Genomic DNA, 22,986 nt, shown 5'->3' on the forward strand with positions numbered 1-22,986 from the left:
CCGCGCGTGAACTACTACCTGCGCAAACTCGGGTTCTACCTGATCGCGCTGTGGGCGGCGCTGACGATCAACTTCGTCATCCCTCGCCTGCTGCCCGGGAACCCGGTCGACATCCTGCTCGCCAAGCTGCAGCAGCGCGGCGGCATCGTCAGCGCCGAGACCCGCCAGGCCTACGAGCTGCTGCTCGGAGGGAACACCTCCGAGCCGCTGATCTCGCAGTACTGGAGCTACCTGGTCAACGTGTTCCGCGGCGACCTGGGCGTCTCGGTCTCGTACTTCCCCGCTCCGGTCAGCGAGGTCATCGGGACCTCGCTGCCCTGGACGATCGTGCTGGTGGGGGTGGCGACGGTCATCGCGACGGTGATCGGAGTCGCCCTCGGCGCGATCGTCGGCTGGAAGCCCGGGACCTGGCTCGACTCGCTCGTGCCGGCCACGACGCTGCTCGCCGCCGTGCCGTACTTCTGGCTCGCGCTGATCCTCGTCTACGTGTTCGCGACCACGCTCCGGATGTTCCCCTCGCAGGGCGGCTACGACGTGGTGCTGAACCCGGGCTGGAACGGGGAGTTCCTGCTCTCGGCGATCCAGTACGGACTGCTGCCCGCCGCGACGATCGTGATCGCGTCCCTCGGCGGCTGGCTGCTCGGGATGCGCAACATGATGGTGTCGACGCTGTCCGAGGACTACATCCTCACCGCGCAGGCGAAGGGCCTCTCGCAGGGGAAGATCCTCCGCTCCTACGCGGCCCGCAACGCGGTGCTGCCCTCGGTGGCCGGCTTCGCGATCTCGCTGGGCTTCGTGGTCTCGGGCTCGATCGTCACCGAGCAGGTGTTCTCGTACCCGGGCATCGGATCGAAGCTGCTCTCGGCGGTCACCAACAACGACTACGCGCTGATGCAGGGGATCTTCCTCTTCATCACGCTGGCCGTGCTCGGCGCGAACCTCGTCGTCGACCTCTTCTACGGGATCATCGATCCCCGGACCCGAGCGCGGAGCTGACGCCGATGACGAACCTCGCCCCCTCCTCCGACACCGTCGTCGTCGACGCGACCGAGCAGCTCGCGACCGTCGAGGCCTCCAAGGGTCGGCCCCCGCGGCCGGCCTGGCGCATGATGCTGCCGACGCCCACCCCGTGGCTGATCATCGGGCTCGCCCTCGTGCTCGGCGTGGCCCTGTTCGGCCTCGTCGGACCGCTCCTCGTGAGCGACCCGACGACCATCCGCGACATCGGCCTGACCGGGCCGTCGGCCGAGCACTGGCTCGGCACGACGCAGACCGGCCAGGACGTGCTCGCCCAGCTCGCGTTCGCCACCCGCGGCTCGCTCGAGATCGGCCTGATCGTGGGGATCCTCGCGACGGCCCTCTCGGCCTTCTTCGGGATCCTCGGCGCGTACCTCGGCGGCATCGTCGACGAGGCGTTCTCGCTCTTCTCGAACGTGTTCCTGGTGATCCCCGGCCTGCCGCTGGTGATCGTCATCTCGGGCTTCGTGCCCCAGGAGCAGCGCGGTCTCTGGACCATCGGCGTCGTGCTGGCCATCACGAGCTGGGCCGGATCCGCGCGGGTCCTGCGCGCGCAGACCCTGTCGATCCGGAGCCGCGACTACGTCTCGGCGTCGAAGGTCGCGGGGGAGCGGGCCTGGCGCGTGATCGCGGTCGAGATCCTGCCGAACCTGCTGCCGGTGCTCGCCTCGCAGTTCGTCTTCGCGGTGATCGCGGCGATCCTCGGCGAGGCTGGCCTGTCCTTCCTCGGCCTCGGCGCGTCCAACTCGTCGACGCTGGGCACGATGCTCTTCTACGCGCAGAACGGCTTCGCCCTGCCGCTCGGCGCCTGGTGGTGGTTCGGCCCTCCCGGCCTGATCATCGCGCTGTTCGGCATGGGCCTCTCGCTGGTCAACTTCTCGATCGACGAGATCATCAACCCGCGGCTGAAGAACGTCCGCCTGCACGCCCGTCGCGCCCGCGCGGCGGCGAAGGCCGAGCGCTCGGGAGCCCGCACCGCGCGAAGGAGCGCCGCATGACCCGCACCGTGCTCGAGGTCGAGGACCTCGGCGTCGTCTACGAGGTGGAGTCGCCCGTCACGGCGGTCCGCGGCGCCACCTTCCGCCTGGGCGAGGGCGAGATCCTGGGGCTCGCCGGAGAATCGGGCTGCGGCAAGACGACCCTCGCCTACGCGGTCAACCGGCTGCACAAGCCGCCGGCGCGCATCGCCTCGGGCCGGGTGGTGTTCCACGACCGCGACGGCACCTCCACCGATCTGCTCGAGCTGGGCGACGACGGGATGCGGGCCTTCCGCTGGTCGAAGCTCTCGATGGTGTTCCAGGGGGCGATGAACGCGCTCAACCCGGTCACCTCGGTGCGGGCGCAGCTCGACGACGTCCTGGTCGCGCACCGGCCGGGCCTCTCCCGGAAGGAACGGAAGGAGCGCGCGGCCGACGTCCTGCGCCGCGTGGGCGTGGATCCGGTGCGGCTCACCTCGTACCCGCACGAGCTCTCGGGCGGCATGCGGCAGCGGGTGATGATCGCGATGGCGATGATCCTCGAGCCGCAGGTGATGATCATGGACGAGCCGACCACCGCGCTCGACGTCGTGGTGCAGCGCGACATCCTCCGCGAGATCGTCCGGCTGCGCGACGAGCTGGGCTTCGCCGTGATCTTCATCACGCACGACCTGCCGCTGCTGCTCGAGATCAGCGACCGCATCGCCGTGATGCTGCGCGGCGAGATCGTCGAGCTCGCGACGGCGGAGCAGATCTACCGCGCCCCCGAGCACCCCTACACCCGCAAGCTGCTCGGCTCGTTCCCGAGCCTGTCCGGCTCGCGCGGGGCCTTCATCCGCTCGGGGGAGCACCCCGACGCCGTTCTCGAGGAGGACATCGCATGACCAGCGTCAGCGTCACCGATCTGGTGAAGGACTTCAGCATCCGCAAGGGGCTGCGCCGCGAGGCGTTCCGGGCGGTCGACCACGTCTCGTTCGACCTCGTCCCGGGGCGCACCGTCGCCCTGGTCGGCGAGTCCGGATCGGGGAAGTCGACCATCGCGCGGATCCTCGCGCGGCTCGAGAAGCCCACGTCCGGCTCCGTCGACGTGACCCTCGACGACCGCACGCCCGTGCAGGGCTCGGTCTACCGGCGGCACGTGCAGATGGTGTTCCAGGACCCCTTCGCCTCGCTCAACCCGTTCCACTCGCTCGAGCACCACATCGCGCGGCCGCTGCGGATCCACCACCGCACCCGCACGGCGGCTGAGACCCACGAGCGGGTGCTCGAGATGCTCCGGCGGGTGAACCTCGAGCCGGCGGAGGAGTTCGCCCCGCGGCGCCCGCACGAGCTCTCGGGCGGGCAGCGGCAGCGCGTCGCCATCGCCCGGGCGCTCGCCCCGGGGGCGCAGGTCGTCATCGCCGACGAGCCGGTCTCGATGCTCGACGTGTCGATCCGCCTCGGCGTGCTCAACCTGCTCGGCCGGCTGCAGCGGGAGGACCGGCTGGCGGTCCTCTACATCACCCACGACCTGGCGACCGCGCGGCACTTCTCGGACGAGATCCTCGTGCTCTACCGCGGCCGCATCGTCGAGCGCGGGCCGGCGGACGACGTGATCCTGAACCCGCAGCACGACTACACGCGGCTGCTCGCGCTCGCCGCCCCCGACCCCGAGCGGGTCGGCAAGGTGGTCGGCTCGGAGGAGGCGCCGGACCGGTCGCGGATCGACAACTCGGTCTGCTTCAACCACTTCACCGGCGAGTGGGAGCGGGCCGGCGATCGCGCGGCGGCCGTGGGAGCGCCGTGAGCACCTCCGACGGACTACATTCGGCGAGATGACGACTTCGCCGCTGACCGCGCCCGTGCCGGTCGTCCCCGCGGCGGCCCTGCGGATCGAGGACATGCCCGCGGCCACGCGCGCCACGCTCCTCGAGGTGCTGATCCACGGATCGCTGCCGCGGGCGGAGCTGGCGCGCCGGCTCGGGCTCTCGCGGGCCAGCCTCACCCGCATCGCGCGCACGCTCGTCGAGGCGGGGCTGCTCGCCGAGGGCGAGACCCGGCTGCGCGCGGCGACCGGGCGCCCCTCCGAGATGCTGCGGGTGCGCAGCTCCGCCCGCCGCTTCCTCGGCGTCAAGCTCACCGGCGACACCCTCTACGCGGTGGTCACCGACCTCGGCGCCGAGGTGACGGCGTCGACCGAGCACGCCCTGCGGAGCAGCGACGTGGCCGAGGTCGTGCGGCAGATCGCGGAGGCGGCGCACGAGCTCGCAGGGGACGGCGCTCCGCTCACCTCGATCGGCATCGCGATCGCGGGCCGCGTGCGGCAGAACCCGGGCGGCGCCGTCGTCGAGCACTCGGCGTTCCTCGACTGGCACCACGTCGAGCTGGCCCGGCTGGTGCGCGAGGCCACCGGGCTCGCGTGCTCGGTCGAGAACGACGTGCAGGCGCTGACGGCGGCCGAGCACTGGTTCGGCGCCGGTGCCGGCCTCGAGTCGATGGCGCTGGTGACGGTGGGCACCGGCATCGGCTGCGGGCTCGTCGTGAACGGCCGCCTGGTCGAGGGCGGGCACAGCCGTCCGGGGCAGGTCAGCCACACGATCGTCGATCCGGAGGGGGAGCTCTGCGCGCACGGGCACCGCGGCTGCGCGTCGACGATGCTCGTGAACGAGGCGGTGGTCGCCGCCTCCGGCCGGCCCGACGCGACCTACGAGGACGTGGTCGGTGCCGCCCGCGACGGCGATCCGGAGGCGCTGCGCGCGTTCGAGCGCGCGGGCCGGGCGCTCGGCGTGATCATCGCGGAGGTCGCGAACCTCGTCGACCCCGAGAAGGTGGTCGTCAGCGGCGACGGCATCGCCGTCGTCGCCTTCGCGGAGGCGTCGATCCGCGCCGGGATCGCGGAGCGCCTCGAGCGCGAGGCCGTGCCGGTCGAGCTCGACGTGCGCACCTGGGACTTCTCGGAGTGGGCCCGCGCGGGCGCCGCCCTGGCGGTCCGCAGCCTGCTCGCCTGACGCGCGGCCGCCCTGCCGCGGATCACGAGGATCGAGACCTCCCCCCGCCCGCACCCCGCCCTTTGTTGCACCGCTTGACAAAGCCCGCCGGCGACAGGAATGCTCGCAGGGTGACCAGCGTCGATCAGCGGACCCACCGCGCCCCCGTCCTGCCCCGGTTCGCCTTCGGCGGCGACTACAACCCCGAGCAGTGGCCCCGGGAGGTGTGGCGCGAGGACGTCCGGCTGATGCAGGAGGCGGGCGTCTCGATGGTGACTCTCGGCGTCTTCTCCTGGGGTCTCGTCGAGACCGCCGAGGGCGTCTTCGACTGGGAGTGGCTCGACGAGATCGTGGGGCTGCTGCACGAGGGCGGCATCGCGATCGACCTCGCGACCCCGACCGCGGCGCCGCCGAGCTGGCTGCTCGCCGCGCACCCCGAGATCCTGCCGGTCGACGCCGACCTGGTGCCGATCCACCCCGGCGGCCGCCTGGGCTGGTGCCCGAGCTCGGCCGTCTTCCGCTCCCACGCCCTCCGCATCGCCGGCGCGCTGGCCGAGCGCTACGGCCGGCACCCCGCGGTCGCCCTCTGGCACGTCTCGAACGAGCTCGGCGGAGGCAACCGGCACTGCTGGTGCGACGAGTCCGCCGCGGCCTTCCGCCGCTGGCTCCGCGACCGCTACGGCACCCTCGACGCCCTGAACGCGAGCTGGGGCACCGCGTTCTGGGGTCACCGCTACTCCGACTTCGAGCAGATCCTCCCGCCGCGGGGGTCGCGGGCGATGCACAACCCGGGCCTGCAGCTCGATTTCGACCGCTTCTCCTCGGACGAGCTGCTGGCGCACTACCTCGCCGAGAAGGACACCCTGCGCGCCGCCGGCGTCGAGACTCCGATCACCACGAACTTCATGGTCGGCCAGGGCCCCGACGTCGTCGACTACGCGCGGTGGGCGCCTCACTGCGACTTCGTCGTGAACGACCACTACACGACCGGAGCCGATCCCCGCCGCGAGCAGGACCTCGCCTTCTCGGCGGATCGGATGCGCGGGTTGACCGAGGACCGCGCGCCCTGGCTCCTGCTCGAGCACTCGACCGGAGCGGCGAGCTGGCAGCCGCGCAACCGTGCGAAGGACCCGGGCGAGATCCTCCGCAACAGCCTCGCGCACATCGCGCGCGGCTCCGACGGCGCGATGTTCTTCCAGTGGCGCGCGTCGACGGCGGGCGCCGAGCAGTTCCACTCCGCGATGCTGCCGCACGCCGGCACCGGCACGAAGATCTGGCGGGAGGTCGTCGAGCTCGGCGCCCTGCTGCAGCGCTTGGAGCCGGTCCTCGGCACGCGCGTGGAGCCCGCCCACGTGGCGCTGCTGCACGACGACGAGGCGGGCTGGGCGTTCTCGTCCGGGCTGAAGCCGCACAACCGGCTCCGCTGGGCCGAGCAGGCCAGGGCCTGGCACCGCGTGCTCTTCGACCGCACCGTGCTGGTCGACATCGTCCCGCCGTGGCGCGACCTCTCGGCCTACTCCCTCGTGGTGGTGCCGGCGCTGTTCCTCGTCTCGGACGAAACGGTCGCGGCGCTGACGGCGTTCGCCGAGGCGGGCGGCACGGTGATCGTCACTCCGCTCTCGGGCATCGTCGACCCCGCGAACCGCGTGCGCACCGGGCTCGCTCCCGGCGCCTTCTCGGCGCTGCTCGGCGCCGGCTCCGAGGAGTTCGGCCCGCTGCAGGAGGGCGAGTCCTTCGAGCTCGACACCGGCTGGCGCGGAGCGGAGTGGACCGAGCGCGTCCACGCCGTCGACGCGGAGGTCGTGGCCCGCTACCGCGGCGGTGTCCTCGACTCGCTCCCCGCCGTGACCCGCCGACGGGTCGGCGCGGGCGAGGCCTGGTACGTGTCGGCGCTGCTCGACGACGACGGGATCGGCAGTCTGCTCGACCTGCTCGATCCCGCCCTGACCGCCCCGGTGCTCGACGCGCCGCGGGGCGTGGAGGCGGTGCGGCGGGAGGGGCCCGCCGGCCGCTTCCTGTTCCTCCTCAACCACACCGACGAGGCGGTGACCGTGGAGGCGAGCGGACGCGACCTCGTCTCGGGCGACGAAGCCGACGGCTCCGTCGGGATCCCGGCCGGCGGCGTGCGCGTCCTCGCCCTGCGCGACGGGGGTCTCGCATGAGCGTCCGGATGCTCCGCTCGGCCGGGACGGCGCTGATCGTCGCCCTCCGCGACGAGGGGCTGCCCGAGATCATGCACTGGGGCCGCGACCCCGGGCCGGTCGACCCCGACGCGCTCGCCGCGCTCGACGCCGCGTCCGTCCGGCAGGTCCCCTCCAGCGCCCTGGACGCCCCGTGGCCGCAGACGATCCTGCCGGGGGAGCAGGACGGCTGGCAGGGCCGGCCGGGTCTCGCCGGGCACATCGCCGGCGAGCCGCTGCTGCCCTCCTGGCGGGTCGTGTCGCTCGAGAGCGACGAGCGCTGCCTCGTGCTCGAGGCCGTCGCCGACGAGCTCGCGCTCTCGTCCTCCTTCCACTTCGACGACGCCGGGGTGCTCGTCGTCGCGCACGCCCTCGCGAACCGCGGGGAGCGTGTGCTCGAGCCGTCGATCCTCGAGGCGACCCTGCCGCTGGACGCGCGGGCCGTCGAGTTCCTCGACCTCTCGGGCCGCTGGACCCGCGAGCGCTCGCCGCAGCGGCGCCCCGTGTCGCACGGCAGCATCGTGCGGGAGTCGCGGCGCGGCCGCACCGGGCACGACGCCCCGACGCTCGCGATCGCGGGCACCGCCGGCTTCGGCGACCGCAGCGGCGAGGTGTGGGGCGTGCACCTGGCGTGGAGCAGCGACTCCGTGCACCGAGTCGACCGGCTGCCGGAGGGGCGCGGCGCGCTCGGCGCCGGCGAGCTGCTGCGGGCCGGCGAGATCGCCCTCGGCCCCGGCGAGCGCTTCGAGGCCCCGGCCGCGCACTTCGTCTGGAGCGACGCCGGGCTCGACGGCCTCTCGCGGCGGCTGCACGCCTCCCTCCGCGCCCGCCCCTCGCACCCCCGCACTCCGCGGCCCGTGCACCTCAACACCTGGGAGGCCGTCTACTTCCGGCACGACCTGCCCACCCTGATCCGCCTGGCCGATGCGGCCGCCGAGATCGGGGTCGAGCGCTTCGTCCTCGACGACGGCTGGTTCGACGGGCGGCGCGACGACTCCGCGGGCCTGGGCGACTGGACGGTCGACGCGGAGGTGTGGCCCGAGGGTCTGCACCCGCTCGTCGAGCACGTGCGCGGCGCCGGGATGCAGTTCGGACTGTGGGTGGAGCCCGAGATGATCAGCCCCGGCTCGAGGCTCGCCCGCGAGCACCCCGACTGGCTGCTCGAGTCGCCGCGCCGAGCGCGGAGCTGGCGCAACCAGCACGTGCTCGACGTCGCGCGCCCGGAGGTGTCGGCGCTGCTGCTCGAGCGGCTCTCGGCCCTGGTCGAGGAGTACGCGATCGACTACCTCAAGTGGGACCACAACCGCGATCTGCTCGAGGCGGTCCACGCCGGGCGAGCGGGGGCGGATGCGCAGACCCGCGCGGTCTACGCCCTGCTCGACGCGCTGCGGGAGCGGCACCCCGGTCTCGAGATCGAGTCCTGCGCCTCCGGAGGCGCCCGCGTCGACCTCGGGATCCTCGCGCGCACCGACCGGGTGTGGGCGTCCGACACCAACGATCCGCTCGAGCGACTGCGGATCCAGCGCTGGACCGAGCTGCTGCTGCCGCCCGAGCTGATCGGCAGCCACGTCGGCCCCGAGCGGGCGCACACCACCGGGCGGACGGCCGAGCTCGCGTTCCGCATGGCGACCACGCTGTTCTCCTCGCCCGGCATCGAGACCGACATCACCGGCTGCAGTGCCCAGGAGCGGACGGCGCTCGCCGCGTGGATCCGCTTCTACAAGTGCATCCGGCCGCTCCTCGCGACGGCCGAGCTCGTGCACGGCGACACGGCCGACGACGGCTCCGAGCTCACCGGAGCCGTCTCGCCCGACCGCCGGCACGCCGTCTACCGACTGGCGCGCTCGAGCACCGGAGAGGACGCGGTGCCTCCGGCCACCCGGCTCGTCGGGCTCGACCCGTCGTTGCGCTACCGGGTGCGGGTGGTCGACGAGCTCGCTCCCGAGCGCTTCCTCGACGCAGTGCCGCCCGAGTGGACGCGCCGCGGCGAGGTCGTGCTGCCGGGCTCGCTGCTCGCCGAGGTGGGCCTGCGGACACCGCTGCTCGCGCCGTCCTCCGCCCTCGTGCTCGAGGTGGAGGCCCTCGATGGCTGCTGACACCGCGGTGCGTCTCGCCGCCGAGCTCGAGGAGCGCGCCCGCGAGCTGCTGCCCTGGTTCGTCGCCGAGTACTACGGGGCGGTCGCCGGAGGGGCGCTCGAGCGCGATGCCGACCTCGCGGCCTGGGACGCGGTGCGCTTCCGCCCCGCCGCCCTGCACGGAGAGCCCGACGCCTCGATCGCCACGACCGTCCTCGGCACCCCGATCGCCGGCCCGGTGATGATCGCGCCGATGGCGCAGCAGGTGGCCGCCGACCCGCGCGGCGAGGTCGCGACGGCGGCGGCGGCGGCCCGCGCCGGCACGCTGCTGGGCGTCTCGACCAACACGGCCGTGCCCTTCGAGCGCGTCACCGCCGAGGGCGCGCCCTGGTGGTTCCAGGTCTACCTCCTCGCCGACCGCGACGTGACCCGCGCCCTCGTCGAGCGGGCCGCCGCCGCGGGCGCCCGCGCGCTGATGCTCACCGTCGAGACGCCGGTGCTCCGGGAGGAGCGACCGGGGACCGAGCCGCTCAGCTGGCCCGACGTGCCCGGCCGCGCGCGCCTGGGCAACCTGACCGCCGCCGAGCGCGAGCGGGTGCTGCACCGCCCGGTCCCGCATCCGGGGCTCGCCGACATCGCGTGGCTCGCCGAGGTCTCCGGACTCCCCGTCGTCGTGAAGGGCGTGCTGCGCGGCGACGACGCCCGCCGCGCGGTCGACGCGGGCGCCTCCGGGGTCGTCGTCTCGACGCACGGGGGCCGGCGGATGGACGGCTCGATCACCGCCGTCGCCGCTCTCGCCGAGGTGGTCGAGGCGGTCGGCCGAGACGTCGAGGTCTTCGCGGACAGCGGCGTCCGTTCGGGGAGGCACGTGCTCGCGGCACTCGCGCTCGGCGCCCGCGCGGTGTTCGTCGGCCGCCCGGTGATGTGGGCGCTCGCCGCGGGAGGGGCGGACGAGGTCGTCCGCTACCTCGCGGTCCTCGACGCCGAGTTCCGCACGATGCTGCGGCAGTCGGGCGCCGCGTCGATCAGGGACCTCGGCGGACTCGCCGTGCCGCCGCTCGAGTGGCGGCGCTGACCGCGGTTCAGCGCTCGGGGACCCGCACGAGCAGCGAGCCCGGATCCACCCGGATCCGCACGGCCGAGGCCAGCCCGAAGCCGTCGCCGTCCAGCTGGATCTCCTGCGGCTCTTCGACCCGGATGCGCACGTCCTCGCCCTTGAGGTAGATCACGTCGCGGGCGTCCTCGCGCAGGTCGATGAGCTTGCGGCCCGCGGCGGAGCGGCGCAGCACGCCGTTCTCCCACGTGATCGTGTTCCACACCTTGAGCCAGCCCAGCGGGCCGCGCGGCCGCAGCGCCACGATGTCGAGCACCCCGTCGTCCGGCTCCGCGTCCGGGATCAGCAGGATCCCGCCGGGCAGCACCCCGCAGTTCCCGACCATGACCGAGTGCACCGAGACCGTGCGCGACGCCGCGCCGTCGATCGAGTAGCGCAGCTTCACCGGCTGGAGCTCGGCCAGCGCGCGGACGCCGCCGTCGACGTACGCGAGCCAGCCCACCGCCTTCTTCAGCGCCGTGTTGGTCTTCGCGATCATCTTCGCGTCGATGCCGAGGCCCGCCATCACCAGGAACACGTTCTCGATCCGCTCGCCGTCAGGCCGCTCGAGCTCGACGACGCCGGTGTCGATCCGGCGCTCGCCGCCGCCGAACGCGACCCGCACCGCCTCCTCGAAGCCCAGGGGCAGGCCGAGGTTCCGCACGAGCAGGTTGCCCGTGCCGAACGGCAGCACGGCGAGGGCGGTGCCGGAGCCGCGCAGCCCCTCCGCGACCGAGCGCACCGTGCCGTCGCCTCCCGCGGCGAGCACGACGTCGACCCCGGAGGCGGTCGCCGCGCGGGCCTGCGTCGCTCCGGGCTCCGACGGGGTCGTCTCGAACCAGACGGTGGGCGCCCAGCCGTGCTCCTGCTCGGCCGTCGCCACGAGGTGCCGCAGCCGCGCCTGGTCGCCCTTCGAGGGGTTCACGACGACCGCCGCGCGCCTGGATCCGGTCTCCGTCATGGAGGAACGGTAGCGGGCGGCGGCGTCGCTCCGGCTGGGAGGGCTACACCCCGGCGGTGGTGCGGGCGCGACGGGCGCGCTGGCGGTCGTGCTCGGCGCCGAGCAGCGCTCGCGTCTGCGGCGTCCCGAGGAGCTCGATCAGCACGTCGACCTCCTCCTCGAGGCGTTCGGCGTGCACGAGCGGATCGGTGCGCAGCAGCCGCTTCGTCGCGGCGGCCACGTGGGCGGGACGCGCGGCCAGGGCGCTGACGCGCTCGTCGATCCGACCCGCGAGATCGGCGCGCGGCACGATCTCGGTGACGAGCTGCCACTCCAGCGCCTCGATCGCGCGGACCGGACGCCCGGAGAGGGTGAAGTCGAGCGCGCGGCGGCGGCCGATCGTGCGGGGGAGCGAGACCGTCACTCCGCAGTCGGGGACGAGCCCCACGTCGCCGTAGGCGCTGAGGAACACCGCGCCCGGAGTCGCGACGACGATGTCGGCCGCGAGGGCGAACGCGATGCCGGCGCCGGCCGTCATCCCGTCGACGGCGCAGACCACCACGGCGTCCGTCTGCTCCAGCACGCGGAAGACCTCGGCCGACACCGTGGCCAGCTCGCGGAGGTAGAGCTCGGGCTCGGCGGCCCCCATGATCGCCGAGACGTCGCCGCCGGTGCAGAACGCGCGACCGGCAGCCTCGATCACGATCACCGTGCAGTCGGGATCGGCGTCGAGCTCGAGGACCGTCTCGAGCAGCAGCGAGGCGAAGCCGAGGTCGATCGAGTTGAGGGCGCCGGGGCGGTTCAGCACGACGCGGGCGATCGGGCCGTCGCGGGCGACGAGGACGGGAGCGGTCGGGTCGGTCATGCGGCGGTTCCGTTCGGGGGCGGGGCGGGGGAGGGGACTCACAAGATTCGCAGCACTGCCCCCGATCGGATGCCACTGCTCGGGCGATCCCCAGGTGGGGAGGGCACGATGCGCGCCCCGGCTAAACTGCCGGGGTGATTGATCCCGTACTTCTCCGCGAGAACCCGGACGTCCTCAAGCGCTCGCAGGAGGCGCGCGGCGACTCCGTCGAGCTCGTCGACGAGGCCCTCGAGGCCGACCGCGTGCGGCGCGCGGCGATCACCGAGGCCGAGCGGCTGCGCGCCGAGCAGAACGCCTTCGGCAAGACCGTCGCGAAGGCCCCGAAGGACGAGAAGGCCGCCCTCGTGCAGGAGGCGCAGCGCCTCGCCGCCGGCGCCAAGCAGGCTCAGCAGGAGGCGGCCGAGGCGGATGAGCGCTTCACCTCGCTCGTGAAGCGCATCGCCAACCCGATCATCGAGGGCGTGCCCGCCGGCGGCGAGGAGGCGTTCGAGCTCGTCAAGACGGTCGGCGAGCGCCCCGTCTTCGACTTCGAGCCGCGCGACCACCTCGAGATCGGCGAGCTCCTCGACGGCATCGACATGCAGCGCGGTGCGAAGGTCAGCGGCGCGCGCTTCTACTTCCTCAAGGGCCTCGTCGCCCGCCTCGAGATCGCCCTGATGAACCTGGGCCTGGAGCGCGCGCTCGAGGCCGGGTTCATCCCGCTGATCACCCCCACGCTCGTGCGCCCCGAGATCATGGACGGCACCGGGTTCCTCGGCGAGCACGACGACGAGGTCTACCGACTCCGCGACGACGACCTCTACCTCACCGGCACCAGCGAGGTCGCGCTCGCCGGCTACCACAGCGACGAGATCCTCGACCTCGCCGGCGGAGCCAAGCGCTACGCCGGCTGGAGCACCTGCTACCGCCGCGAGGCCGGCTCGGGCGGTCGCGACACCCGCGGCATCATCCGCGTGCACCAGTTCAACAAGCTCGAGATGTTCGTCTACACGCTCCCCGAGGACGCGGAGGCCGAGCACGAGCGCCTCCTCTCCTACCAGGAGGGCATGCTGCAGAGCCTCGGCCTGCACTACCGCGTGATCGACACCGCCGCCGGCGACCTCGGCCAGAGCGCCGCGCGCAAGTTCGACGTCGAAGCGTGGGTGCCCACTCAGGACGCCTACCGCGAGCTCACGTCGACCTCGAACTGCACCACGTTCCAGGCCCGCCGCCTCGACACCCGCTACCGCACCGAGTCCGGCAAGACCGCTCCCGTCGCCACCCTGAACGGCACTCTCGCGACCACCCGCTGGATCGTCGCCCTGCTCGAGACGCACCAGCGCGCCGACGGCTCGGTCGTGGTCCCGGAGGCGCTCCGCCCGCACCTCGGGGGCCTCGAGGTCCTCGAGCCGGTCGCCACGGCATGAGCGCCGCCTCCGGTCGTCGCCTCGTCGCGCTCGACATCGACGGCACCGTCATGCACGAGGACGGCACCATCACCGACGCCGTGATCGACGAGATCCTGCGCGTCCAGCGCCAGGGCGACGAGGTCATGCTCGCCACGGGCCGCTCGCCCGCGTCGACGCTACCCGTCGTGGCGCGCCTGGGCATCGCTCCGGAGTACGTGATCTGCTGCAACGGAGCCGTCACCCTGCGCCGCGACGAGGGCGTCGAGGGCGGCTACCGCCCCGAGATCGTCAAGACCTTCGACCCCACCGAGGTGCTGCAGAACATCTTCCGCTTCCTCCCCGAGGCGCACTACGCCGTCGAGGACGAGCACGGCGCCTTCTTCTACACCGAGGCGTTCCCCGGAGGCGCGGTGATGGGCGTCGAGACCACCCACGTCCCGTTCGAGGAGCTCCTGGGCCGCCTCTGCACCCGCGTCGTCGTCATCTCGCCCGAGACCGGCATCGACGAGTTCTCCGGCCTCGTCGAGAAGATGGGCCTGCACCAGGTCAGCTACGCGATCGGCTGGACGGCGTGGCTCGACATCGCTCCTCACGGAGTGAACAAGTCGACCGCCCTCGAGGTCGTCCGCGAGGAGCTCGGCATCGACCGCTCCGATGTCGTCGCCCTGGGCGACGGCCGCAACGACATCGAGATGCTCACCTGGGCCGCCGAGCACGGAGCCGGCCTGGCCATGGGTCAGGCGCCCGACGAGGTCCGCGCGGTCGCTTCGGCCGTCGTGCCCCCCGTCGAGGAGGACGGCGTGGCCGCCGCCCTCTCGGCCCTACGCTGACCCGCGCCGTCCCGAACCGAGGTCGGGAGCGCCCGCCAGCGGCCCTCAGCGTCGCCGCGACGCTCCCGTCCTCGGTTCCGAACGCGGTCCCCGCCCGCGGGACGCCCGTCGGTTACCATCGACTGTCGCGCCCCTCGGGAGCGCGGCCGGGAGGGCTGTCCGAGCGGCCGATGGAGCCAGTCTTGAAAACTGGTGGGCAGAGATGTCTCGTGGGTTCGAATCCCACGCCCTCCGCCACCGGCCGGACGAGTGCGTCGACGTCCTCCCTCCGCCGTCCGAACCGTGCCCCTCAGGCCCCGCAGCCTCCCAGCTGGAAGGTGTCGGAGTCGGACAGCGAGATGGAGTCGACGAGGTCGGAGGCGGCGTCGACGAGGAAGAACAGGTTGCGCCCGGAATCCCCCGCGAGCACGTACACGCGGTAGGACGAGATCGGGTCCGCCTCGTTGATCGTCGGGTACGCGGCCAGGAGCTCGGCGCCGGTCGAGCCGGCAGTGATGCCCGCGGCCGTGCGGGGGAGGACCGCGGGTTCCTGCACGCCGTCCCGCACGTAGTTGGAGACGGCCAGGAGCCCCGACCCGACGCCGTTCCCGTCGACGTCGACCGAGATCGACGCGTCGGCGTTGCCCGGGACTCTCCGAAGATCCGACCGGCAGTCTTCGACGTTCCAGTCGAACGGGATCAGGTCGGTCGTGTCGAGGGCTGCGGCGGCCGCGTCCATCGTGCCGCCGAACGCGATCGGGCCGATCCCGTCGAAGCCGATGATCCAGGTGCCGACGTCCACGGTGGTCGGAGTCGGAGTCGGAGTCGGAGTCGGAGTCGGAGTCGGCTCGGGCTCCGGCGGTGCGACCGGCGGAGCGGTGGCGGTCGTGGTGGGCGTCGGCGCGGGAGTGGAAGTCTCGACCGGAGCGGGTGCGGAGACCGGGCCGGGGAGGACGCCGGTCAACGCGAGTGCGACTCCGCCGCCCGAGACGAGCAGTGCGGCGACGACGAGGCCGATGAGCAGCGACGCGCGGCCGCGCAGCGACGGCCGGGCGCTCCCGGCGCGGGCGTTCTCGACGATCATCGCGCGGAAGGCGCGATCGCGAGCGGGATCGATGACGGGCTTATCGTTCATCGGGCACCTCCATCGGTGGCGGCGTCGGCGGTGAGGTCGGCGATCAGGGCGGCGAGCTTCGCCTTGGAGCGGGAGAGGCGGGATTTCACAGTCCCGACGGGGACGCCGAGCACCGCGGCGGCCTCGGCGACGGGCATCTCAGCGACGACGCAGAGCGAGAGCACGTCCTGATCTCGCCGGGAGAGCCCGGCGAAGGCGTGGCGGATCGCCTCGCGGAGCGGCGCGTCGTCCATCCGCCGGTCCGAGTCGTCGGTGAATTCGCCGTACTCCTCGTGCAGGGGGAGCCGGCTCAGCGCGATCCGGTGCCGGCGACGAGAGCGGTCCACGTTGCGGGCGACGTTGTTCGTCGTGGCGAGCAGCCATGGCAGCGGCGACCCGTCGACCAGACGGATGCCTGCGCGCTTGCGCCAGGCCTCCAGGAAGACGAGAGCGGCGATGTCCTCGGCGTCGTGCAGGGCGCCGGTGTGCCGCAGCGCGTGCCAGAAGACGCGGTGCCGGAAGGTGTCGTAGAGCCGGCCGAAGCCGTCCGGGTCGCCCGCGAGCACGGAGGCCCAGCTGGACCCGGCGGTGTCCCGCGGCGGTGAGGAGGTGGTCATGTCCAGGTATGTCCGTTCGCCGGGATCGGTTCCACGCTAGCGGCGTGTCGCGGTCCGCTGTCGCCCGTCGGGTCGCAGGATCCCGCCTCCCCGACCGTTCCGGGGCCCGCCGGTTACTATGTCCCGATGCGCACACGCCGGTGGCACCCCGCCCGGCTGCGGCGCGCAGGAATCAGGCAGCACCCAGCACGCGAACGGGAGACGGATGCTCAGGACGCGCCCTTCGACGGATCGATCCGCCGCGGACGAGTCGGCGCGGTCCCCGCGTCCGTACGTGCGGCACGGTCGGCAGAAGCGGCACAGCGTCCCCCGCACCCTCGTGAAGGCCGCCGCCGCGGTCTCCGGAGTGGGCATCGCCGCCTCGATCTCCGTCGTCGCGATCGCCGCGACCCTCCTCGTGCAGTCGGCGCAGCCCTCCGTCGACCTGCACCCCGTCGCCGCCGGGTCGAGCGTCGGGGCCGCCGGAGCGGCACCCGAGATCGGAGCCCTCGAGGGTGGCTTCAACGTCCTCGTCGTCGGCAGCGACTCCCGGCAGGGGCAGGGCGACGCCTACGGCGACCCCGACCAGGAGACGAGCGTCCTGAACGACGTGAACATGCTCCTGCACGTCTCCGCCGACCACACCAACGCCACGGTCGTCTCGTTCCCCCGCGACATGTACGTCGACATCCCCTCCTGCGTGAACGCGGCGACCGGAGAGACGATCCCCGAGCGGTTCGACACCAAGATCAACGAGGCGATGGGCAAGGACGTCAGCCTGGGCTGCGTCGCCGGAGTGGTCGAGGACCTCATGGGCGTCCGCGTCGACTACGGAGCGGTCGTGCAGTTCAACGGCGTCATCGAGATGTCGAACGCGGTCGGCGGAGTCGAGGTCTGCGTCGCCACCGAGATCGCCGATCCGTACACCAACACCTACCTCACGCCCGGCACCCACTCGCTGGAGGGCATGGCCGCGCTGCAGTTCCTCCGCAGCCGCCACGGCATCGGCGACGGCAGCGACCTGACCCGCATCAGCAACCAGCAGGTCTTCCTGTCCTCGCTGGTGCGCGAGATCAAGAGCGCCGACACCCTCCTGAACCCCGTCGCCCTCTACGGGCTCGCGAAGGCGGCGCTGGGCAACATGACGCTCTCGACCGAGTTCAACAACGTCAACACGATGGTGCAGATGGGCCTCGCCCTCAGCGACGTGGACCTCGCCGACGTGGTGTTCGCGCAGTACCCGACGGCCGAGACCTACGGCGGAGTCGTTCCCGAGCGCACCGCGGGCGACGTGCTCGCCACCGCGCTGCAGACCGACCAGCCGATCGCGATCACCGGGGGCACCGGCGGCGGCGCCGTCGTCGAGGGAGCGCCCGCCGCTCCGGCGCCCGCGCAGTCCGAGATCCCGGCGGGTCCCGCGACGGCCGAGCCGCTCGCGACGGCGGAGGCGACCCCGGGGACCCCGGTGCCGGCTCCCGCGGGCGAATCCAAGGTTGCGCTGCCAGACTCGGTGACCGGCCAGAGCGCCGACCAGCAGACCTGCTCGGTCGGATTCTTCGGCTGAGCCGAGGCGGGCCCGGTCTCCGGGAGACGCCCCTCCTCGAGCGCCCGACCGCCGGGGAGGAGCACGGAGCGACTCCCGCGGCGACACCGAGAGGAAGACCCATCCGATGAGCGAAGCCCCGTCGCGCAGGACCGCCGCCCGCCACGGTCGGCTGCGCCCGCAGAGCGGTCTGCGCCGGCTCGGCCGGATCCTCGCCGCCTGCGTCGGCGTCGGCGTGCTCAGCACGGTCTGCATCATCGCGATCGCCGCGTCGATGATCGTCGCCAGCGCCCGTCCTTCCGTCGACCTGGAGGCCGGCAGTCCGGTCCCCGAGATCGGCGCGATCGAGGGCGGCGTCAACATCCTCCTGGCCGGCAGCGACAGCGCCGAGGGGTCCGAGGCGGGCGCGTTCGGCGACCGCACCGAGAACCTCAACGACGTGACGATGCTGCTGCACATCTCCGAGGACCACTCCTCGGTCGAGGTGGTCAGCTTCCCGCGCGACCTGTACGTGCCCATCCCGTCGTGCACCGACCCCGAGACGGGCGCGGTGACCGAGGCGGTGAGCTCCGAGAAGATCAACCAGTCGCTGGAGTCCGGCGGGCTCGCCTGCACCGTGCAGACGGTCGAGCAGCTGACCGGTCTCGAGATCCCGTACGCGGCCCTGATTCAGTTCGACGGCGTCATCGAGATGTCGAACGCGGTGGGCGGAGTCGACGTCTGCGTCGCCACCCCGCTCGAGGACGAGTACACCGGGCTGACGCTCGCGGCCGGCACGCACACGCTCGTCGGGGCCGAGGCCCTGGCGTTCCTCCGGACCCGCCACGGCGTGGGCGACGGCAGCGACCTCACCCGCATCTCGAGCCAGCAGGTGTACCTCTCGTCGCTCGTGCGCAAGGTGAAGAGCGCGTCGACGCTCTCGAACCCGGTCGCCCTCTACGGCCTCGCGAAGGCCGCCGTCTCGAACATGCAGCTGTCCACGTCGCTCGAGAACGTCAACACGATGGTCTCGATCGGCCTCGCCGTGAAGGACGTCGACCTCGCCGATGTGGTCTTCGTGCAGTACCCCACCTTCATCGAGGGCAACGGCGTCTACCCGAGCGAGGAGGCGGCGGCGACGCTGACCGCGGCGCTGCAGGCCGATCGGCCGATCGCGCTGACCGGCACGACCGGCGGCGGCTCGGAGGCGGCCGGCGGGTCCACGCCAGCCCCGTCCGACCCGGCGTCCGAGGCCCCCGTGGCGGAGGAGCCGACCGGGGTCGCCTCCGACACCCCGGCGCCGGAAGGGAGCGCCGTCGCGCTGCCGAGCGACGTCACCGGCCAGACCGCGCAGCAGGAGACGTGCACCGTCGGCCGCACCCTCGACGAGCAGTAGCCCGCGCCCGCGGTGTCGTCCCGGTGCGCCGCGTACGGTTATGATGGTCGTCGTGCGTTCGCCCAGCGGGCGCTCGGGAGTCGTCGCATAGTCCGGTCGAGTGCACCACCCTGCTAAGGTGGAGAACCCTTTATTGGGTTCCGTGGGTTCAAATCCCACCGACTCCGCACCTCTCGAAAGCCCTGCTCCGGCGGGGCTTTCGTCGTTCCGGGGCACCCTCCCCGAGGCGGCGCCGGTCGGCGGGCTACCCTGATCGGATGCAGATCCTCGACGCCCTCGCCTCCGCTCCCGCCCGCCGCGACGTGCAGTCGATCCGGGGAGCGCTCGCCGAGATCGGCGTCGGCGACGACGTGCGGATGCTCATCCGCTCGCCCCGCTACGGCCTCTACGGCATCGAGGGCGTCGTCGGCCGCGCGGTGGGCGGCGAGCTCGTCGTCGCCGACGTGTTCCTCGGCACCGGCACCGAGGTGCAGAGCCTGGCGCTGGCGGCGGCGCCCGAAACGCCGGCGGGGGAGCGGTCGGTCGACGGGCTGCAGCACGGCGATCCCGTGCGCGTGACGTTCTCGACTCCGACGCTCGGCACCTTCACCGTCAGCGGGCCGCTGACGGCCGGGCAGGACGAGCTGCTGCTGGTCGGCAGCTGGATCGTCGCGAACAGCGGAGTGGTCGCGCCGCGCGTCGAGTCGGTCGAGCGGCTCCAGCTGTCCGTCCACAGCGCGCACGTGCCGTCCCCGCGCGCGGCGAAGGCGGAGTAGCACCCTGCGGCGTGCCCGTGGGAGGGGGAGAGCGGCCCCGACCGCACGGGACGACCGGCGAGTGCGCGGTCGATCGGGGGTGCCGGTCAGTCGGTCTCGGTGAGGCGCACCGTCACGACCGAGGTCGCGGATCCGCCGGGCGTGGTCACCGTGATGGTGAGGACGGCCTCGGCGGGCCGCTCGCTCGACGACAGGTTCTGCGTGTTGACGGCGAACAGGGCGACGCCGGTCGCGCCGGTCGTGATCGTCGCGGACGGGTGCGGACTGCTCTCGGGTCCGCCGTTCGACGGTGCCGGAGAGGCGTAGACGCCGAGGAGGTCGCCGTCGCGGTTGCGTCCGGTCGCGACGACGGTGACGGTCGCGTTCGCGACGGCGGCGCCGGACGCGTCGGTGACGGCTACGGGCAGATCGTAGGAGCGCCGCTTGGAGTTCGAGTTGCCGCTGCCGTAGTGGTGATCGCCCTTCCAGGTGGTGATCACGGTGCCGTTCGCGGGCGAGACGGACGGAGTGCCGCCGGATGCGGCGGCCAGAGGTGCGGCGATCGCGACCGCGATCGTGGGGACGGTCCAGGTCGCTCCGACGAGGACCGTCCGGCGGTGGATCGTGGCGGGAGTGGCGTGTGAGGGGGGTCGGGTCATGGTGGTCTCGCTCTCGTGCTCTCGGGTAGGGCCACACAAGAATGGGTTCCCGGGAGCGACTCGCCTCGTCGGGCGAGGACACTGGCGTGACCGAGCCGGAGAGCTGGCGCGATGCATCGACGAAGGACCCCGGATCGAGATGATCTGCGAGGGAGATGAGTGATGCTCAGGTATCAGGATGCCCGAGTGAGGGGAGCTCCGTCCCCTGAGGCGCGATCCGCACCGGGATCGGCCGGAGACGCCCGCCCCGGGGCGGCGCGGACCCTCAGCTCTGGCAGTGCGGGCACCAGTAGGTGACCCGCAGCTGCAGCTCGCTGTCGCCGAGCTCGCCCTGCCTGATCGGCGTGCCGCAGCGCCGACAGGGCCTGCGGTCGCGCCCGTANCCCCATGCTCCTTCTCGGCAGTGAAAAAAGCGCGACAAGCACCTGCTTCTCTGTCGGTTCTGTCGGGGTCGGTCAGTTCTGGCAGTGCGGGCACCAGTAGGTGACCCGCAGCTGCAGCTCGCTGTCGCCGAGCTCGCCCTGCCTGATCGGCGTGCCGCAGCGCCGACAGGGCCTGCGGTCGCGCCCGTAACCCCGGAGCTGCTGACCCGGGCGGAGGTTGCCGGTCGTGGTGCGCTCGATGCGCTCGCGGTTGACCGTGATCAGCCTCTTCGCCAGGTGCTGCGGGCGTGCTGGCCCGCAGCACGTTCGGTGCGGCCTCGAGGTGAAATCCCGACCGTTCCCCTGTCTCTCGCCCGTCCCTGCCGACCGCGAAGGCAGAGTCTCACCCTCGGGTTCGGCAGGGCGGGTGCTCGTCGACAGCGAACTCGAGACCTGTGAGGATCGGTGAACGGAAGTCCAGGTCCGCTGTCCTCAGTGACGAGTGATGGAGCCGCTACGGCCTGGTGACCGTCCGCGCCAGCTCGCTGTAGCTCCACTTGAGGACGGGCGAGTCGGCTTGCGATCGTTGGGTCGATTCCGCCGGCGCCGGCAGGGGAGTCGGCCCGGACTTCTCGGTGCTCTCGCCGCTGAGACGATAGGGATTCGTTTTACCGGGATTGGTGAGTGCGTAGGTCACCCATCGCGGACACTTCTCGATGCCATTGTTGTCACAATAGGCGGTCACCATGCCCAATTTGCCATTGACCGGCCAGCCATGATAGCTGGTATAGGTCGTCGGATCGAAAATCGCGTGAACGAGCATCTGTTCTCTCAGGGTGCAGTTCCACTGGTCCTTGCAATCGTATTTGCCGACGTACGTCCGAAGATCGAAGTTGCCATCCGATTGTTTTTTGTTATTCGTGGAGCCGAGGAGCACCTTCTGGGCTGCACGGGAGGTCAATGCGTGCTTGTGCCACGCCTTATCCATCCCGAATCCTCGCTGAATGTCCGCGTCCCCGAAGCCGCGACGCAGGAGAATCTTGCCCAACCGAGGATTTTCAACTGTCGCCATCACTTGGTCGGTCTGGTATCCCTTCGGGGGCGGGGCTGCTTCTGCCGGTGCTGCTGCACCGACGAGCAGGCCGAGGTTGGTGAGTACGACGCCGATGCCCCGTGAGATCGTCTGTTTCATTGTGCTCCTCATGCTAGTATTGAGCAAAGCTCATTGCCAGGAGGTATGTTGCACGAAACAGACTTGGCTCAGAGGATTTTGACGTTGTTCTTCGACTTCGTGGCGCGGGACATCGGGCCTGATGACCGAACCCCCGAAATTCTTGCTGCGTGGGTGGATGGGGCAGCGCACCTCGCCGTCATCTATCGGAGTAGCTTCGACCCTGATCTCGTCCTCGGCCTACGCCGATTCTTCGACGCCGACTTGGGAATCGATGCCCGTTCAGGAGCGGCGGAGATTCAGGAGAGCATCTCAGAGCCTCTCGGCGACGGAATTAACTTCACCAGTAGGTGACCCGCAGCTGCAGCTCGCTGTCGCCGAGCTCGCCCTGCCTGATCGGCGTGCCGCAGCGCCGACAGGGCCTGCGGTCGCGCCCGTACACCCAGAGCTGCTGACCCGGGCGGAGGTTGCCGGTCGTGGTGCGCTCGATGCGCTCGCGGTTGACCGTGATCAGCTTCTTCGCCAGGGCGATCATCCGCACGAGGTCGCCGGACTCGCCGACCGGGCGGGTCGGCAGCACACCGCGGAGGAAGCAGAGCTCGGCGCGGTAGACGTTGCCGAGGCCGGCCATGATCCGCTGGTCGAGCAGCGCCAGCCCGATCGGCCGATCGGGGTCGGCCGAGAGGCGGCGCAGCGCCTCGTCCGGATCCCAGTCCGGCCCGAGCAGGTCGGGACCGAGGTAGCCCACGACGTCCTCCTCGGCCGACAGGGGGACGATCTCGAGGAGCCCCAGCTCGAAGCCGACGGCCTGCCACTGCGCGGTCTCGAGCACGATCCGCGCCTGGAACGCGGGGCGGTGCCACTTCGGCCGCGGGCCGCCGAGCGGGTAGAGGTGCCAGCTGCCCTCCATCTTGAGGTGCGAGTGGATCAGCGCCTCGCCCACGCGCATCAGCAGGTGCTTGCCGCGCGGGACGACCGAGTCGATCGTCTCGCCGGAGAGGTCGACGGTCGCGTACTTCGGCACGCGGACGTCGCAGGTCGTCAGAACCTGGCCGTCGAGCGCCTCGGCCAGGTTGTGCGCCGATCGGTAGACGGTGTCACCCTCGGGCACGGGTGCTCCTC

General features: G+C 72.2%; 21 protein-coding genes and 2 tRNA genes. 16 read left to right on the forward strand and 7 right to left on the reverse strand.

Annotation, left to right across the window (positions count from 1 at the left end; translation table 11 throughout):
• The first annotated feature begins 6 nt into the window (after window positions 1-6).
• The 8 genes from ASF48_RS04290 (at window position 7) to ASF48_RS04325 (ending at window position 10,290) form a co-directional block, all read left to right on the forward strand.
• Window positions 7-996 carry an ABC transporter permease gene (locus tag ASF48_RS04290; protein ID WP_055786914.1) on the forward strand — a complete coding sequence of 330 codons (990 nt, stop codon included), beginning with the start codon at window positions 7-9 and terminating at the stop codon, window positions 994-996.
• 5 nt (window positions 997-1,001) lie between these two features.
• Window positions 1,002-2,015 (forward strand): ABC transporter permease, encoded by a 1,014-nt coding sequence (locus ASF48_RS04295; protein WP_055786918.1) that lies wholly within the window; start codon window positions 1,002-1,004, stop codon window positions 2,013-2,015.
• A complete protein-coding gene (locus ASF48_RS04300) occupies window positions 2,012-2,878 on the forward strand; it encodes an ABC transporter ATP-binding protein (RefSeq protein WP_055786921.1) in 867 nt (288 codons plus the stop codon). The genes ASF48_RS04295 and ASF48_RS04300 overlap by 4 nt, the downstream gene beginning before the upstream one ends.
• Complete coding sequence (locus tag ASF48_RS04305) at window positions 2,875-3,780, forward strand: ABC transporter ATP-binding protein (RefSeq protein ID WP_055786924.1); 906 nt, start codon at window positions 2,875-2,877, stop codon at window positions 3,778-3,780. Before ASF48_RS04300 ends, ASF48_RS04305 begins: the two co-directional genes overlap by 4 nt.
• A gap of 28 nt (window positions 3,781-3,808) precedes the next feature.
• Window positions 3,809-4,981 (forward strand): ROK family transcriptional regulator, encoded by a 1,173-nt coding sequence (locus tag ASF48_RS04310; RefSeq protein ID WP_235576843.1) that lies wholly within the window; start codon window positions 3,809-3,811, stop codon window positions 4,979-4,981.
• 110 nt (window positions 4,982-5,091) lie between these two features.
• The gene (locus tag ASF48_RS04315; protein WP_235577179.1) at window positions 5,092-7,122 is read left to right on the forward strand and encodes a beta-galactosidase; all 2,031 of its coding nucleotides are present in this window, start codon (window positions 5,092-5,094) and stop codon (window positions 7,120-7,122) included.
• Window positions 7,119-9,236, forward strand: coding sequence for an alpha-galactosidase (locus tag ASF48_RS04320; RefSeq protein ID WP_055786927.1), 2,118 nt, complete (start codon window positions 7,119-7,121; stop codon window positions 9,234-9,236). Before ASF48_RS04315 ends, ASF48_RS04320 begins: the two co-directional genes overlap by 4 nt.
• On the forward strand, window positions 9,226-10,290 hold the full coding sequence (locus ASF48_RS04325) for an alpha-hydroxy acid oxidase (RefSeq protein WP_055786930.1): 1,065 nt from the start codon (window positions 9,226-9,228) through the stop codon (window positions 10,288-10,290). The genes ASF48_RS04320 and ASF48_RS04325 overlap by 11 nt, the downstream gene beginning before the upstream one ends.
• 7 nt (window positions 10,291-10,297) lie before the next feature.
• Here ASF48_RS04325 and ASF48_RS04330 read toward each other — a convergent pair whose 3' ends face one another.
• Both ASF48_RS04330 and ASF48_RS04335 read right to left on the reverse strand, forming a co-directional pair.
• Complete coding sequence (locus ASF48_RS04330) at window positions 10,298-11,269, reverse strand: diacylglycerol/lipid kinase family protein (RefSeq protein WP_157603047.1); 972 nt, start codon at window positions 11,267-11,269, stop codon at window positions 10,298-10,300.
• A 43-nt stretch (window positions 11,270-11,312) separates the two neighbouring features.
• On the reverse strand, window positions 11,313-12,113 hold the full coding sequence (locus ASF48_RS04335) for an enoyl-CoA hydratase/isomerase family protein (RefSeq protein WP_055786934.1): 801 nt from the start codon (window positions 12,111-12,113) through the stop codon (window positions 11,313-11,315).
• 134 nt (window positions 12,114-12,247) lie between these two features.
• Between ASF48_RS04335 and serS the strand changes: the two genes are divergently transcribed.
• The 3 genes from serS to ASF48_RS04350 all read left to right on the forward strand — a co-directional run bounded on the left by serS (window position 12,248) and on the right by ASF48_RS04350 (window position 14,568).
• A complete protein-coding gene (gene serS / locus ASF48_RS04340; RefSeq protein ID WP_055786937.1) occupies window positions 12,248-13,519 on the forward strand; it encodes a serine--tRNA ligase in 1,272 nt (423 codons plus the stop codon).
• Window positions 13,516-14,331 carry an HAD family hydrolase gene (locus ASF48_RS04345; RefSeq protein WP_055786940.1) on the forward strand — a complete coding sequence of 272 codons (816 nt, stop codon included), beginning with the start codon at window positions 13,516-13,518 and terminating at the stop codon, window positions 14,329-14,331. Before serS ends, ASF48_RS04345 begins: the two co-directional genes overlap by 4 nt.
• 149 nt (window positions 14,332-14,480) lie before the next feature.
• Window positions 14,481-14,568 (forward strand) — tRNA-Ser (locus tag ASF48_RS04350).
• Window positions 14,569-14,620: 52 nt separating this feature from the next.
• On the opposite strand, the gene ASF48_RS04355 is transcribed toward ASF48_RS04350, so the two are convergent.
• Window positions 14,621-15,445, reverse strand: coding sequence for a hypothetical protein (locus ASF48_RS04355; RefSeq protein WP_055786943.1), 825 nt, complete (start codon window positions 15,443-15,445; stop codon window positions 14,621-14,623).
• On the reverse strand, window positions 15,442-16,041 hold the full coding sequence (locus tag ASF48_RS04360; protein WP_055786946.1) for an RNA polymerase sigma factor: 600 nt from the start codon (window positions 16,039-16,041) through the stop codon (window positions 15,442-15,444). Before ASF48_RS04360 ends, ASF48_RS04355 begins: the two co-directional genes overlap by 4 nt.
• Before the next feature lie 274 nt (window positions 16,042-16,315).
• On the opposite strand from ASF48_RS04360, the gene ASF48_RS04365 reads away from it, so the two are divergent.
• The 4 genes from ASF48_RS04365 (at window position 16,316) to ASF48_RS04380 (ending at window position 19,693) form a co-directional block, all read left to right on the forward strand.
• The gene (locus ASF48_RS04365) at window positions 16,316-17,584 is read left to right on the forward strand and encodes an LCP family protein (protein ID WP_235577180.1); all 1,269 of its coding nucleotides are present in this window, start codon (window positions 16,316-16,318) and stop codon (window positions 17,582-17,584) included.
• 106 nt (window positions 17,585-17,690) lie between these two features.
• Window positions 17,691-18,938: an LCP family protein gene (locus tag ASF48_RS04370; protein ID WP_055786952.1), complete on the forward strand. Its 1,248-nt coding sequence runs from the start codon at window positions 17,691-17,693 to the stop codon at window positions 18,936-18,938.
• Window positions 18,939-19,014: 76 nt separating this feature from the next.
• Window positions 19,015-19,105: transfer RNA gene (locus tag ASF48_RS04375), tRNA-Ser, on the forward strand.
• Between the two features lie 90 nt (window positions 19,106-19,195).
• Window positions 19,196-19,693 carry a hypothetical protein gene (locus ASF48_RS04380; protein ID WP_235577181.1) on the forward strand — a complete coding sequence of 166 codons (498 nt, stop codon included), beginning with the start codon at window positions 19,196-19,198 and terminating at the stop codon, window positions 19,691-19,693.
• 86 nt (window positions 19,694-19,779) lie between these two features.
• On the opposite strand, the gene ASF48_RS04385 is transcribed toward ASF48_RS04380, so the two are convergent.
• A complete protein-coding gene (locus ASF48_RS04385) occupies window positions 19,780-20,331 on the reverse strand; it encodes a hypothetical protein (protein ID WP_055786956.1) in 552 nt (183 codons plus the stop codon).
• Between the two features lie 876 nt (window positions 20,332-21,207).
• Window positions 21,208-21,885 (reverse strand): hypothetical protein, encoded by a 678-nt coding sequence (locus ASF48_RS19275; protein WP_157603048.1) that lies wholly within the window; start codon window positions 21,883-21,885, stop codon window positions 21,208-21,210.
• An 84-nt stretch (window positions 21,886-21,969) separates the two neighbouring features.
• Here ASF48_RS19275 and ASF48_RS04390 point away from each other — a divergent pair, with 84 nt between their 5' ends.
• Window positions 21,970-22,218 carry a hypothetical protein gene (locus ASF48_RS04390; RefSeq protein WP_157603049.1) on the forward strand — a complete coding sequence of 83 codons (249 nt, stop codon included), beginning with the start codon at window positions 21,970-21,972 and terminating at the stop codon, window positions 22,216-22,218.
• Here ASF48_RS04390 and ASF48_RS04395 read toward each other — a convergent pair.
• Window positions 22,205-22,975, reverse strand: a complete 771-nt coding sequence (locus ASF48_RS04395) for a DNA-formamidopyrimidine glycosylase family protein (RefSeq protein WP_055786962.1) — start codon at window positions 22,973-22,975, stop codon at window positions 22,205-22,207. The two genes, ASF48_RS04390 and ASF48_RS04395, sit on opposite strands and share 14 nt — an antisense overlap.
• Window positions 22,976-22,986 lie beyond the last annotated feature (11 nt).

Origin of the sequence: Rathayibacter sp. Leaf299, from assembly GCF_001423055.1 — a bacterium.
Taxonomy (GTDB): Bacteria; Actinomycetota; Actinomycetes; order Actinomycetales; family Microbacteriaceae; genus Rathayibacter; species Rathayibacter caricis.

What these genes read in the sequence shown, in the direction of transcription:
- ASF48_RS04295 (WP_055786918.1), top strand. Translation starts at nt 1,002, where the DNA reads ATGACGAACCTCGCCCCCTCCTCCGACACCGTCGTCGTCGACGCGACC.
- ASF48_RS04300 (WP_055786921.1), top strand. Translation starts at nt 2,012, where the DNA reads ATGACCCGCACCGTGCTCGAGGTCGAGGACCTCGGCGTCGTCTACGAG.
- ASF48_RS04305 (WP_055786924.1), top strand. Translation starts at nt 2,875, where the DNA reads ATGACCAGCGTCAGCGTCACCGATCTGGTGAAGGACTTCAGCATCCGC.
- ASF48_RS04310 (WP_235576843.1), top strand. Translation starts at nt 3,809, where the DNA reads ATGACGACTTCGCCGCTGACCGCGCCCGTGCCGGTCGTCCCCGCGGCG.
- ASF48_RS04320 (WP_055786927.1), top strand. Translation starts at nt 7,119, where the DNA reads ATGAGCGTCCGGATGCTCCGCTCGGCCGGGACGGCGCTGATCGTCGCC.
- ASF48_RS04325 (WP_055786930.1), top strand. Translation starts at nt 9,226, where the DNA reads ATGGCTGCTGACACCGCGGTGCGTCTCGCCGCCGAGCTCGAGGAGCGC.
- ASF48_RS04330 (WP_157603047.1), bottom strand. Translation starts at nt 11,269, where the DNA reads ATGACGGAGACCGGATCCAGGCGCGCGGCGGTCGTCGTGAACCCCTCG.
- ASF48_RS04335 (WP_055786934.1), bottom strand. Translation starts at nt 12,113, where the DNA reads ATGACCGACCCGACCGCTCCCGTCCTCGTCGCCCGCGACGGCCCGATC.
- ASF48_RS04345 (WP_055786940.1), top strand. Translation starts at nt 13,516, where the DNA reads ATGAGCGCCGCCTCCGGTCGTCGCCTCGTCGCGCTCGACATCGACGGC.
- ASF48_RS04355 (WP_055786943.1), bottom strand. Translation starts at nt 15,445, where the DNA reads ATGAACGATAAGCCCGTCATCGATCCCGCTCGCGATCGCGCCTTCCGC.
- ASF48_RS04360 (WP_055786946.1), bottom strand. Translation starts at nt 16,041, where the DNA reads ATGACCACCTCCTCACCGCCGCGGGACACCGCCGGGTCCAGCTGGGCC.
- ASF48_RS04370 (WP_055786952.1), top strand. Translation starts at nt 17,691, where the DNA reads ATGAGCGAAGCCCCGTCGCGCAGGACCGCCGCCCGCCACGGTCGGCTG.
- ASF48_RS04380 (WP_235577181.1), top strand. Translation starts at nt 19,196, where the DNA reads ATGCAGATCCTCGACGCCCTCGCCTCCGCTCCCGCCCGCCGCGACGTG.
- ASF48_RS04385 (WP_055786956.1), bottom strand. Translation starts at nt 20,331, where the DNA reads ATGACCCGACCCCCCTCACACGCCACTCCCGCCACGATCCACCGCCGG.
- ASF48_RS19275 (WP_157603048.1), bottom strand. Translation starts at nt 21,885, where the DNA reads ATGAAACAGACGATCTCACGGGGCATCGGCGTCGTACTCACCAACCTC.